This is a genomic window from Pseudomonas sp. S3_B08 (assembly GCF_054667725.1).
Genome location: NZ_CP162750.1, coordinates 1,489,781 through 1,503,530 on the forward strand (window position 1 = coordinate 1,489,781; position 13,750 = coordinate 1,503,530).

The window sequence follows — 13,750 nt, forward strand, 5'->3', positions numbered from 1 at the left end:
CCTGATAACGGGGTGACAGCGGGGCGCGCGATTATGCCTCAAGTCACGGGGTCGGGTTGCTCAACTTGCGAATCTTGCTCGCCAACACTTCCAGGACAAAAGGCTTGGCGACCATGTCCATGCCCTCTTCAAGAAAGCCCTGGCGCTCGGCAGCAATCTGCGCGTAACCGGTCATGAACAGCACTTTAAGGCCGGGACGATGCTGGCGCGCAATTTCCGCCAACTGGCGACCGTTCATGCCGGGCAGCCCGACATCGGTGACCAGCAGATCGACACGTTGCGCGGACTCGAACAAGGGCAGGGCGATCTTGGCGTTTGCCGCTTCGAAGGTTTTGTAGCCCAGCTCCCTCAGCAGATCGAGCACCAGCATGCGCACCGCCGCGTCATCCTCGACCACGATTGCGGTTTCGCCAGAAGATGAAGCAGCAATCGGTTCGGCTTTCTTCACAGATGAGGTTTCCGGCGTCGGCTCAAGCAAGCGCGGCAAGTACAGGCGCACGCAAGTACCTTGCCCCGGCACGCTGTCGAGGCTGACGTGACCACCGGATTGCTGGGCGAAACCGTAGATCATCGACAGCCCGAGCCCGGTGCCCTGGCCGATCGGCTTGGTGGTGAAGAACGGATCGAACGCTTTGGAGCGAATTGACGGAGTCATGCCGGTGCCGTTATCGCTGACCGCGAGCATCACATATTCCCCGGCCTTGACCGGTTCGAGAATGGTGATGTCACTGCTGTCGAGGTAGACGTTGGCAGTCTGGATCAGCAACGTGCCGCCTTCGGGCATCGCGTCGCGGGCGTTGATCACCAGATTGAGCAAGGCATTTTCCAGCTGGCTGACGTCGGTGCTCACCGGCCAAACGTCTTCGGGCAGGCGCAGTTGCAGGTCGATCGGATCGCCTTTGGTGCGGCGGATCAGATCTTCCAGCGAGTGCACCAGCTCATTGACGTTAAGTTGCTTGCGGTCCAGCGACTGGCGCCGCGAGAACGCCAGCAAGCGATGCGTGAGCGCCGCCGCGCGATTGGCCGATGACACGGCCGCTTCGGTAAAACGGCCGATCTCGTCGGCACGACCATTGGCGATGTAGCGCTGCATCAAGTCCAGACTGCCGATAATGCCGGTGAGCATGTTGTTGAAGTCGTGGGCGATGCCACCCGTGAGCTGGCCGACGGCTTCCATCTTCTGCGCGTGGCGCAAGGCATCTTCGGCGCGCTCGCGTTCGAACATCTCGTTCTGCAAACGCTCGTTGGCCTGAGCCAGTTGCTCGGTGCGCGCGCTGACCCGCTCTTCGAGGGTCTCGTTGAGATTACGCAGGGCTTCTTCGGTTTTCTTGCGCTCGGTCTCGTCGATGACAAAGATGTAGAAGCCGTTCACTGCACCGTCTGCGCCATGTCGCGGCAGATAATTCATAAGGGCATGACGGATGCTGCCATCGCGGTGCGGTGTGTAGAAACTGAAGGAACAGGCGCGCCCGGCCAGCGCTTCGGCGATGTACGGTGCGCGCAGGAAATACGCCTCTTCGCCGATGACTTCGCGAATCTTGCGCCCGTACAACTCTTGCGGTGTGAGGCCGTACCAGTCGAGATACGCTGCGTTGTTCAAGCGAAAACGTTCTTCGGCGTCGACATAGCTGATCAGGATCGGCATGGCGTTGATGATCAACTGCAATTCGGTCTGGCTCTGACGCAGCGCTTGTTCGGTGTGTTTGCGTTCGGTCAGGTCCAGCGCCGAGCCGAGAAAGCGCATCGGCCGACCATGATGATCCTTGTAGCAACGCCCGCGCGCGAACACCCAGCGCAGCGTGCCATCGGCCTGCAACAAGCGATATTCCTCAGCGTACTCGGTGCCGTGGGTGATGCAGTGCTTGATGCCGCGCGCAACCATTGCGCGGTCTTCGGGGTGCACCCCGTGCATGTATTCGCTGATCGGCAATTGCCCGGCCTTGCTCGGATCAACGCCATGCAGTTCGGCAAAATGCGCATCGGCAATGAATCGGTCTTCGCCAATGTCCCAGTCCCACGTTCCGACGGCGTCGGCGGCGGCGAGGGCCAGTTGCAGACGCTCTTCGGACTGGCGCTGAGCCTTGAGGCTTTCCTCGGAACGGCGCTGCAATTCCAGGGCAATACGGCGGCGTTCGTTGGTCTCAATGGCAGTGATCAGAATGCCGGCGACCTGTGCGGTTTCATCGCGAATCGGGCTGTAGGTCAGGTCCAGCCAGAAATCGGTTTTTTTGCCGTCCCGCTGTACGCTGAAACGCTGCTCGCTGAAGCTGCGCACCTGACCTTGCAGCACCGCCTGGTAAATCGGCTCGGCAAAATCCCGTACTTCCGGCCAGATCTCATGCGTTGGCTGGCCGAAGGCTTCGGGATGCTTGCTGCCGGCGAGCAGGGCAAAACCATTGTTGTAGATCTGCGTGAGTTGCGGCCCCCACAACAGCAGCATCGGCATCGGCGAATGAATCACGATGTCCACCGCTGTGCGCAGACTCTGCGGCCAGGTGCCGGCGGCGCCCAGCGGACTGCGGCTCCAGTCGGTGCGGGCGATCAGGGCCTGGGCGTCATCGGTGGTGGGTACAGCATTCATGTTTCAATCCTGAGCGTGGTTCGGTGAGACGGGGTCTATCATTGTTGCAGGAGCCGCGCCAAGCGTAGGCCAAATCTGCTCATTCAATGCTTCGCGGGTGCTTTCAGCCATGGAAATCGATGCACTGTTGTCAACATTGTCGCAAAAAAACGGTTCGGATCTTTTCCTTTCCACCGGCGCACCACCGAGCGCTCGCATTGATGGTGTGCTGACGGCGCTCAGCGATCAGCCATTCAAACCTGGCGAAACCGCGGCCATCGCCACCTCCCTGATGGACGCCGAGCAGCGCCGGGAGTTCGACCGGGATCTGGAAATGAACCTGGCAATCTCCCGAACGGGCGTCGGCCGGTTCCGGGTGAACATTTTCAAGCAGCGCAACGACGTTTCGATCGTTATCCGCAACGTCAAGCTCGACATCCCGCGGTTCGAAGACTTGAAACTGCCGCCGGTGTTGCTGGAAACGGTGATGCTCAAACGTGGCCTGATTCTTTTTGTCGGCGCTACCAGTTCGGGCAAGTCGACCTCCCTGGCGGCGCTGATCGATCATCGCAACCGCCACAGTGCCGGACACATTGTTACCATCGAAGACCCGATCGAATATATCCATCGGCACAAGCGCTCGATCATCAATCAGCGTGAGGTTGGCGTCGATACGCGCAGCTTTCATGCCGCGCTGAAGAACACTTTACGCCAGGCACCGGACGTCGTCCTGATTGGTGAGATCCGTGACCGCGAAACCATGGAGCACGCGCTCTCGTTTGCCGATACAGGGCATCTTGTGTTGTCCACGTTACATGCGACCAATGCCAATCAGGCGCTGGATCGCATCATCAATATGTTTCCCGAGGAGAAGCGCGAGCAGCTGTTGCAGACATTGGGCAACAACCTGAAAGCCTTTATCTCGCAGCGCTTGGTACGCACTGTCGACGGCCAGCGCAGGGCGGCCGTGGAAGTGTTATTAGGTACGCCGACTGTTGCTGATGCGCTCCGTCGCAATGAGTTGGCTGAGTTGAAAAGTATCATGGAGAAATCCGAAGACTCAGGCATGCAGACATTCGATGCTGCACTGTTACAGTTAGTCCTTGCGCGTGTTATTACAGTAGAAGAAGCTTTGAAAAACGCGGATTCGACAAACAACTTACGGTTAGGCATCAAGCTTAAACTTGATTCTCCAATCAACGAAAAAGCATCGACAGGGGATTGGGGGTTGGTGGAGTAAGTTGTCGTGTCTGTAGGCTGCTGAGCGGTCAGGTGATAGATGTTTGAAATCTAGACTAATACTTGGTTAGTTGTGGTTTGGCCTGTTTTTATTAGATTTGCGATCTCGATAGCAAGTCCATGTAAATAAACAGGTCAATAAAATGAAAAATCGATGTGGTGCAGGTGCTCTTTCCAAATTGAGCGCTGCCGATAATGTGCGTTGTTCTGCCGCAGATGAATTAGAACGAATGGCACTTCTAGGCCAGTTGAAAAGATTTCTTGTTGAAGCTCCGGAAGACGTTGCGCGGGATATTTCAAACGACGACCAAAAGATCATCTGGCTCTCGCCTGAATCCTCTTTTGGACGTTTACAGAAACCGGCCAGCGAGATGCTTCAGGATCTGATGAGCTTACTCGGCTCCGGCACCTACAGTAGGGTTACGTCTTCGGGTGAAATTCACATATACGTTACTCATGAAGGGTGGATGGATGTATCGGATAACGTCAAGAGTAATCCCGACGCGAATGAGAAGTTCGAGAAGTTAGTTGCTATTGCAGCAGGTCTTGGTGGATTCGTTCACCTTGATAACGCAGTGCTGTTGTCGCAGTGGTTGCGTTTTCACGGGTTCAACGTGCCGGATGACAGAGAAAAACTAGAAAGCTTGATTGGCTTTTTGGAGTGGAAGTGGCCTGAAGGAGATGATTTTGGTAATTACTGGGGGCAGATAACTGGGCTAAATGATACGTCGATCACCTTGACACCACAGCAGTGTGCAGAGATTCGCGCAGTGACGAGTAAACTTTTCCCTGCGAATGAGAATCTACTTAACACAATCTTCAGAAGCGTCAGACCGTATAACGTTACTACCGTTAATTGGGACAGCGCTAACGAGGTCGTTGCAATGCTGGTTCGTCATCCAGCGTCGCAGAAAATTGCCAAGGAATACGTCATTGCACTGGACTGGTGGGGGGCGAAGGATTCCGAGGAAATCAGTGGTGACGATCTAGCTCAGGTATTGCTCACCGCAATAATTTTGCAGTTGGATTCATCCATAGGCGTTACTGGTAAGCGCAACTGCATCGGAACCTTTGATATATACGATTCGAGCACCATGGCTGATAGGCCGTTATATGCCATACGTGAAAATTTTGAGGCTTACCTTGTAGCAAAGGGCCATTCGCACTCGATTATTCCTCTCGCTTCCCACCTGCTCCTGGCTCATGTAGCGCCTTGTCTCTTGGTTAAAAATCTGCCCCAAGAGCTTTACGCTGGCTCGATCGGCTGGGTGACGTTTTGCCAGGCGGTGAGCTTTATCGAGATCAATTGTCGAGGCGTCTCTCGCTTCATGACATATGAACAAGTCATGAAGTTTGCAAGCATGGAAACGGTCAGCCCGGTACTGGGGGAGCTGCAAGGTATTACTGCGATCGACCCTATCATTGACTGGGCATTGATGAATGAAGTCATCACTCATGAGCAACTGAGCACGTCTGCTCTTACAGCAGCTCAAGACGCTTTGAATGCGTATAAAACGCACGTGGATGATATTGTTTTGGGAATCAAGGCATTTGGGGCGGCTCCGCCCAATCGGAAACGACTGGCGATGACTGCATTGAAGCAGGCGGTTGCTGATTTTGATGTTATTGAACAACCTCTTTTGCGTCCTGAGACTTATTCTGCAATGAGAGTGTCGATGCTTGATCTTCATATCGAAGGGTTGCTGGCGTCCGGAACATGGGATTGGAATAAAGAGCCCGGCATTTTCGATAAGTATCCGCAGCTTTTGGCCTTGCCTGCCATCAAACCAGCATTCGAAGCTGAGCTCGTTAGCTATCACTGCAATATTCATAAGGCGATGGCTTCAAACATAAAGCTGGCGATAGCAGGAATGCCTCGAGCCGATCGAGATGTCTTTGCCTCAAGCAAGATCACGTTTTTTACTGTACGTCCTTCGGTTGCAGAGATTTACTATCCGTCATCGGCTAATTATAACTTGGTCGGCGCGGGTAATCAGCCACCAAAAAACATAGAAGTTCAGCTGAAGAAAGACCAGGCGGTGGGGCGGTTCGGCGTAATTATGATAGCTTCCTTCGGGAATAATCAGACTTTATGCTATGAAATGTTTACCTTGCTGGGGGAGTGCAGAAGAAACGATGAGCTAGGCAAATTGATTATTTATACCCAAAAAATGAACATGCCTGGAAGGGTTGAATATACAGGGGAGCCCAATGATGCATTTTTCCCTTTGCCCCCCACGCATAACGTTCCAACTGATTTCGATAGCTACATTGTCGGAAAAAAGCCGTCGCCGAATGCCTCTGGGATTATGGTTATAGAGAAACTTGGCACTGTTATCGCTCCGACTTCTGCGTCGCGGGTCGTTCGTAATAATTATCAGTTTTTCGTAAATGAGCATATCGAAAATATTGCCCAATTTGTTGTGAAGAACAGACCTTTGGGCAGCCTCCAGGATTTCAGGGAAGTCTTCACCGAATACACTGATAAAGAGCGTGCGGAGAACACTTATAACGAGGTGCTGACGTATATCATTGACCTGTGTGTCCCGTTCAAGAAATGTATCGAAGACTTGGCTTCCGGAAATAGAAATCAGGTGGTTGACGGAATTTACGCGTGCACGATGGATGCTATCGGTATTTTCTTCACTGTACTGGGTGCCCCGGCTAAAATTCTGCATATCGCAGCCAAAACAGTTTCGTTAACGGCAAAAATCGGCAGCCTCGTCAAGTTTGGCATTTCTCTGACAGTCTCCACTTTCAATCCGATTGATGGATTGCCAACTGCTGGATACCAAGCGTCAAAAGCATTGTTCAAAAGCGTCATGCATTTGGGCGCGTCGGGCGCAAAAGTCGTGGAATCTGCCGTTGTCCAGATGAGCAGACTCACCGGTACGGCGCGGGAATTTCACAAGCTGGCGAATGCTACCGATGTTGGTTTCGGGAGGTGGCGCCCGCTTGGAAGCACCGCGTCTTCTTTCAATGTCTGTGCCATCAAGAAAAGCAGTGAGTGGTACGCGGCCAATCGGCTAGGTAAGCCGTGGGGAAAACGACTCGTCAATTTCGACCTGCAAGAGAAGTTTAGTCTGCCATTACTGCAGAAACCGGTTCCGGGTGTTTTTACAGCTCACATTCTCGAGCGCAGTCTGCCACTGGCCCGTTTCAAAATAGACAGCGCAATTGAAATGCTGGGCTCGCCGGCGCTGAATTTCAAAACCGACCCCGCGATTGGATTGTTTTTTGGCAGTACCTCGGCGGCGCGTGACGAATTGTCCAATCTGCTAAGCGCCATCAGGCTGGATTTCGGCGGAACGTCCGCCAGTAATTTCCTGTTGGATAGCCTGAAACTAGATGATGGCGTCATTGAGGTAAATCCATTCGATTACAGCAAATGGAAGAGCGCAGGAGCTACAGATAAAAAGCGTGTTCAGTACATGACGGTCAATACACGTAACTTCAACCAGCGATTCAGCCTGACAGGTTACGGCGAAATCGCTGATGACCTCATCCACGAAATGATTCGGGTCAACCCCGCCAAGACCAGTCTGATCACTGCCGAGGGGGCGACCCGAGATGGTAAGGTCGGTTTGGATGTGGCGCCTTTACTAAACTTGGCAAAGGGACGCTTGCCCCGGTCTGAGCCTATCACTGGCAGTTTTCACGAAAGTGCTCAAGCGCTCCTCAATGCAGACTCGCTGATGCTCGTTATTGCCTTGCTCAGTTTGTTGAAAACAAACGAAGCGTTGTTTTCGCTGAATCTCAGCATCATGCGCGCAGCGATCGAAGCCAGTGGAGATCAGCCCCTCACCGGTGAAGTTGTAATACAGCTGAATTGAGGCTGCGCCAGACGAAATTCAGTGTTTAATAACTTCGGTCATGGCCAGTTCGCGCCGATCCCGAAACTGCTCCAGCGCTTCGGGATTGGCCAGTGCATCGGTATTTTTCACTGGCCTCCCATGCACGACATCGCGCACCGCCAGCTCTACGATTTTGCCGCTGATGGTGCGCGGTATATCGGTTACTGCGACGATGCGTGCGGGAACATGCCTGGGTGTGGTACTGGCGCGGATCACTTCGCGGATTCGCTGTTCAAGCCCTTCACCCAGCTCGACGCCGTCGCGCAAACGCACGAACAACACGACGCGCACATCCTCCTGCCATTGCTGACCGATGGCGACGCTGTCCAGCACTTCACTGATTTTCTCGACCTGCCGATAAATCTCCGCCGTGCCGATGCGCACGCCGCCCGGATTCAACACCGCATCCGAACGGCCATGGATCATCATCGCTCCATCGCGCATTTGCTCGGCGTAATCACCCTGTGCCCACACGCCGGGAAACTGGCTGAAATAAGACTGGTGCAGTTTTGTGCCGTCGGGGTCATTCCACAAGCCGATCGGCATCGCCGGGAAGTGCCGCGTGCAGACCAGTTCACCTTTCTCACCGATCACCGGCTGGCCAGCGTCGTTCCACACCTCGACGGCCATGCCCAGGCTCTTGCCCATGATTTCTCCGCGACGTACCGCTGACAGCGGGTTGCCATTGACGAAGCACGAAACGATGTCGGTGCCACCGGACATCGAGGCCAGACACACCTCGGTTTTGAAGTCGCGATAAACGAAATCGTAGCTTTGCGGTGACAAAGCCGAGCCTGTGCACAGCAGGGTTTTCAAACTGCTCAAATCATGACTTTCGCGGGGCTTGGCGCCGCTGCTTTCCAGCGTCGCGAGGAATTTCGGACTGGTGCCAAACACGCTGATGCGTTCATCGTCGATCAGGTCGAGCAGGCGCTGGTGATCCGGGTGGAACGGCGAGCCGTCGTAGGGCACCACGGCGCTGCCCACTGCGAGTGCCGAGACCAGCCAGTTCCACATCATCCAGCCGCAGGTCGTGTAGTAGAACAAGCGATCACCGGGACCGAGGTCGCAGTGCAAACCATGTTCCTTGACGTGTTGCAGCAGCACGCCGCCGGTGCTGTGGACGATGCATTTCGGCACGCCGGTGGTACCGCTGGAGTACAGCACGTAGAGCGGATGATTGAACGGCACCGGGGTGAAAACCGGTTCGCCGCCGGGTTGATAGAAGTCTTCCCACAAGCAGACATCAGCGTGGGTTTGATAATCCTCGATGCGCGCTTGCGGACGGGCGTACGGGACGATGATCAACTGCTGCAGTGACGGCAGTTGTGCAAGGATTTCGTTGAGCTTGGCGGTCTGATCCAGGGTTTTTCCGGCGTATTGATAACCGGCACAGGTGAGCAGCACTTTCGGTTCGATCTGGCCAAAGCGATCGATCACGCCGTGGGTGCCGAAGTCGGGTGACGAGCAGGACCAGATCGCGCCGAGGCTGGTAGTGGCCAGCATCGCCACCAGGGTTTGCCAGGTGTTGGGCATGCACGCCGCCACGCGATCACCCCGGCCAACGCCCGCCGCGCGCAGGCTCGCCTGAAACCCGGCGACCTGTTCGGCCAACTCGGCCCAGGTCAGTTGTTCGCGCTGACCATTCTCTGCAACTGCGATCACGGCCACGGCATCGTCGCGTCGGCGCAACAGGTGTTCGGCGAAGTTCAGGGTCGCGCCGGGGAACCACTCGGCGCTGGGCATTTCTGCACCTTCACGCAAGACGGCGTCGGGCTGAGTGTGGAAGCGGATGTCGAAGAAATCGACGATCGCCTGCCAGAACGCCGGGCGCTGATCGATGCTCCATTGGTGCAGGGCAGGGTAGCCGTCGAGCTTGAGCGAATGCCGCTGATTGATATCGCGCCGGAAGGCATCCATACGCGAACCGGCGATACGCTGGGTGTCGGGTTGCCAGAGAATGTCGGACATGGGCTTGCCTCTTCTTATCGGATTCGTACAGGCCAGGGAGATCATTCCCTGTGGGAGCGAGCCTGCTCGCGAAAGCGTTGTCTCAGTATCCCGAACTGTGTCTGATAAACCGCATTCGCGAGCGGGCTCGCTCCCACAATGGCCAGGTGTTTATTGCGCCAGCCAGCCACCATCAATGTTCCACGCCGCGCCGCGCACCTGGCTGCCGGCTTCGCTGCACAAGAACAGCACCAGCTCACCCAGATGCTGCGGTGTGACGAACTCCAGCGAGGGCTGTTTTTCCGCCAGCAGATCATGCTGCGCCTGCTGCGGATCGACGCCCTTGGCCGCGCGATCGTCGATCTGCTTCTGCACCAGCGGCGTCAACACCCAGCCCGGACAGATCGCATTGCAGGTGACATTGCTGGTCGCGGTTTCCAGCCCGACCACTTTGGTCAGGCCGATCACGCCATGCTTGGCGGCAACGTACGCGGCTTTGCCGGTGGAGCCGACCTGGCCATGCACCGAGGCGATATTGATAATGCGCCCCCAGTTCTTGCGGCGCATGCCCGGCAGACTCAAACGGGTGCTGTGGAACACCGATGACAGGTTGATCGCAATGATCGAATCCCAGCGCTCAACCGGAAACTCTTCTACCGCCGCAACGTGCTGAATGCCGGCGTTGTTGACCAGAATGTCGACGCCGCCAAACTCGCGCTCGGCGTAGGCGACCATGTCGGCAATCTGCGCTCGGTCGCTGACATCGGCGGGATGATGGCCGACCTTGCCGCCGAACTGAGCGACTTCGGCGATCACCTTCGAAGCATCGCCGAAGCCATTGAGAATCAGGTTGGCGCCAGCCTTTGCGAGGGTCAGCGCGATGCCCAGGCCGATACCGCTGGTGGAGCCGGTCACCAAAGCTGTCTTGCCGGAAAGAGTGGTCATGAATACCTCACACAATACCAGTGGCGTAGAAAGTGCCGATCACCACGAAAACCGCGAGGGTCTTGATCAGCGTAATACAGAAAATGTCTTTGTAGGCTTCGCGGTGGGTCAATCCGGTCACCGCCAGCAGGGTGATCACCGCGCCGTTGTGCGGCAGGGTGTCCATGCCGCCACTGGCCATCGCGGCCACGCGGTGCAGCACTTCCAGCGGGATATTCGCCGCATGTGCTGCACTGATGAACTGCTCGGACATCGCCGCCAGCGCAATGCTCATGCCGCCCGAGGCCGAACCGGTGATGCCGGCGAGCAGCGTCACGGTGATGGCTTCGTTGACCAACGGATTGGGAATCTGCTTGAGCCAGTCGGCCAGCACCAGAAAGCCCGGCAGCGAAGCGATTACCGCACCAAAGCCGTATTCAGACGCGGTGTTCATGGCCGCGAGCAACGCACCGCTGACCGCACTTTTGCTGCCTTCGGCGAGCTTGCTTTTAATCGCCTTAAAGCCGAACGCCAGCACCATGAGGATGCCGACCAGCAACGCCGCCTGCACCGCCCAGATCGCCGTGAGCTTGGCGATTTCGGTAGTGACCGGCGCGGCCATGCCCGGCAGTGCGAGGCTGTGGGTCTTGCCATACCACTGCGGAATCCACTGGGTGAACAGCAGGTTCATGATGCCCACGGCCAGCAATGGCGACAGGGCAATCCACGGGTTGGGCAGCTTCAGGTCTTCGGCAGTTTCCGGTTCGTTGCGCAGTTCAGTGCCGTAGCCTTCGCCGGCACGTTGCGCCTTGTTGCGTTGGCGCTGCAGAAACAGCATGCCGGCGCAGAACACGAAAATCGTGCCGATCACCCCCAGCCACGGCGCCGCCCATGCGGTGGTGTTGAAGAAGGTGCTGGGGATGATGTTCTGGATTTGCGGCGTGCCGGGCAGGGCGTCCATGGTGAACGAGAATGCACCGAGGGCAATGGTCGCCGGAATCAAACGCTTGGGGATATTGCTCTGGCGGAACATCTCCGCTGCAAACGGATAAACGGCGAAGACAACGACGAACAACGACACGCCGCCATAAGTGAGCAGGGCGCACACCAGCACGATCACCAGCATTGCTTGTTTGGTACCGAGCAGGCGAATCGCAGCGGCGACGATCGAGCGCGAGAAACCGGACAGTTCGATGAGCTTGCCGAACACCGCGCCGAGCAGAAATACCGGGAAGTAGAGCTTGATGAAACCGACCATCTTGTCCATGAACACCCCGGTGAACGCGGGGGCAACGGCGGACGGATCGGTCAGCAGCACCGCGCCGAGAGCAGCGATCGGGGCGAAGAGGATGACGCTGTAGCCACGGTAGGCGGCGAGCATCAGCAGCGTCAGGGCTGCCAAGGCAATGATCACACTCATGGTGTGTCTCTCCAGATTGTTATTTTTGTGGGTGAAACGGGTGTGGAGAGGTGTTAGCGAGATTTGTGCCAATCTTCTAACTGTTTGAAATATAAGGAAATTAGATCTCGGTCGAGTTCTCGAAGCTGTTTTTGTCTCTTAGTTGAGATTTTCTTTGAATGGGCCGGAGCCTTCGCGAGCAGGCTCGCTCCCACATATGACATGCATTCCCCTGTGGGAGCGAGCCTGCTCGCGAAGCTTTTGTTTTGTCTTCATACAGAGATTCGATATCTCTTTATGTAGACTCGACAATCCCCAGCGCAGCCATTTTCTTGTACAGCGTCGACCGCCCCAGACCCAGCCGAACCGCAGCCTCCGGTACCTTCCCCGCGCATTGCGCCAGGGTCGATTCGATCAACTGCCGATCAAAGCGCGCCCGCGCCTGCGCGAATGTCTCCCGAGCCGATGCGTGCGTGCTCGGCTCGGACGTCCGCGCAACGGGAGTAAACGTGCCAATCGCCCCGCGAATATCCTGCTCGGTCAGCATGAGGTCATCACTGAGCAACGCCGCCCGCTCCAACACATTGCGCAACTCACGGATGTTGCCCGGCCAGGCATGCTGGCCCAACAGCGCCAGCGCATCGCGGTGCAGTTCATGCTGGCTGCGCAGTTCTTCGAGAATCGCCTCGCTCAGCGCCGGCAGATCATCGAGACGTTCGCGCAGCGGCGGCACCTGGATCGGCAGCACATTGAGGCGGTAGTACAAATCGGCGCGAAATTCGCCGCGCTTGATCGCTGCCTGCAAATCCGTCGACGTCGCGGCGATTACCCGCACATCGCTCTGAATCACTTCATTGGAGCCGACCGGCTCGAACTCCTTTTCCTGCAACACGCGCAACAGTTTGCTTTGCAGCGGTAGCGGCATATCGCCGATCTCGTCGAGAAACAGTGTGCCACCCTGAGCGATTTGTAATTTACCGGTGCGGCCCTTGCGGTCAGCGCCGGTGAAGGCGCCGGGTGCCGTGCCGAAAAATTCGGCTTCCAGCAGCGCCTCTGGAATTGCCGCGCTGTTGATACTGACGAAGGCTTTGTGCGCGCGCGGCGAAGCGCTGTGAATGGCTTGTGCGAGTAACTCTTTGCCAGTGCCGGTTTCTCCCAGCAGCAACACGGGCGAATCAGCGCTGGCGCTTCGTCGCGCACGTCGTTTGACTTCGAGGCTGGCAGCGCTGGTACCGATGAAGTGGGCGAAGTTGTATTTGGTCTGCCGCGCACGCAGCAGCGAGCGGGTCGAGGCCAGTTCCTCCTGCATGCTCAGGTAACGCTTGAGCATCGGCGACAGCGTGCGCAACTCGTCGAACAGGGCAAAACCGATGGCGCCGATCACGCTGCCGGCATCGTCGTGGATCGGCAGGCGCATCACCACCAGCGGTTCCTTTGGGGTGTCCTGCATGTCCAGCAGAATCGGCCGACCGGTGCGCACCACCTCGCGCAGCAAACTCCCGGGGATCACGCTTTCGCAAGGCTTGCCGATAGCGCCTGCCGCCGATTCGAGACCAAAGCGCCGGGCATAGCGTTCGTTCATCCAGACGATGTTCGCATCGCGATCGACAATCACCGTGCCCTCACTGGATTGCTCGATGATCTCGAACAGCGAACGGATCGCCAGAGTGCGCACCCGTTGGTAGTCCTTGAGGCTTTCGGTGGTGTTCATGGAGGCTGATCCTGATTGTTTGTTGCCGGTACCGATCCCTTCGCGAGCAGGCTCGCTCTCACAGGGGCCTGCATTCCAAATGTGGGAGCGAGCCTGCTCGCGAATGCCGCGCC

Annotated in this window: 7 protein-coding genes; 2 read left to right on the plus strand and 5 right to left on the minus strand. The window is 56.7% G+C overall.

Going from position 1 to position 13,750, the window contains the following annotated elements; genetic code table 11:
• Window positions 1-43: 43 nt before the first annotated feature.
• A complete protein-coding gene (locus AB4N73_RS06775; protein WP_460143113.1) occupies window positions 44-2,581 on the minus strand; it encodes a hybrid sensor histidine kinase/response regulator in 2,538 nt (845 codons plus the stop codon).
• 109 nt (window positions 2,582-2,690) lie between these two features.
• Here AB4N73_RS06775 and AB4N73_RS06780 point away from each other — a divergent pair, with 109 nt between their 5' ends.
• Entirely contained in the window at window positions 2,691-3,800 is a 1,110-nt protein-coding gene (locus AB4N73_RS06780; protein WP_095179759.1) for a PilT/PilU family type 4a pilus ATPase, read from the plus strand.
• Between the two features lie 142 nt (window positions 3,801-3,942).
• Window positions 3,943-7,632 (plus strand): hypothetical protein, encoded by a 3,690-nt coding sequence (locus AB4N73_RS06785; protein ID WP_460143114.1) that lies wholly within the window; start codon window positions 3,943-3,945, stop codon window positions 7,630-7,632.
• Window positions 7,633-7,650: 18 nt separating this feature from the next.
• On the opposite strand, the gene AB4N73_RS06790 is transcribed toward AB4N73_RS06785, so the two are convergent.
• The 4 genes from AB4N73_RS06790 to AB4N73_RS06805 form a co-directional block, all read right to left on the minus strand.
• Window positions 7,651-9,624, minus strand: a complete 1,974-nt coding sequence (locus AB4N73_RS06790) for an acetoacetate--CoA ligase (protein WP_460143115.1) — start codon at window positions 9,622-9,624, stop codon at window positions 7,651-7,653.
• Between the two features lie 150 nt (window positions 9,625-9,774).
• Complete coding sequence (hbdH, locus tag AB4N73_RS06795) at window positions 9,775-10,548, minus strand: 3-hydroxybutyrate dehydrogenase (RefSeq protein ID WP_310219700.1); 774 nt, start codon at window positions 10,546-10,548, stop codon at window positions 9,775-9,777.
• Between the two features lie 7 nt (window positions 10,549-10,555).
• Complete coding sequence (locus tag AB4N73_RS06800; RefSeq protein ID WP_016774505.1) at window positions 10,556-11,947, minus strand: GntP family permease; 1,392 nt, start codon at window positions 11,945-11,947, stop codon at window positions 10,556-10,558.
• Window positions 11,948-12,221: 274 nt separating this feature from the next.
• Entirely contained in the window at window positions 12,222-13,637 is a 1,416-nt protein-coding gene (locus AB4N73_RS06805; RefSeq protein ID WP_252885914.1) for a sigma-54 interaction domain-containing protein, read from the minus strand.
• Window positions 13,638-13,750: the final 113 nt, after the last annotated feature.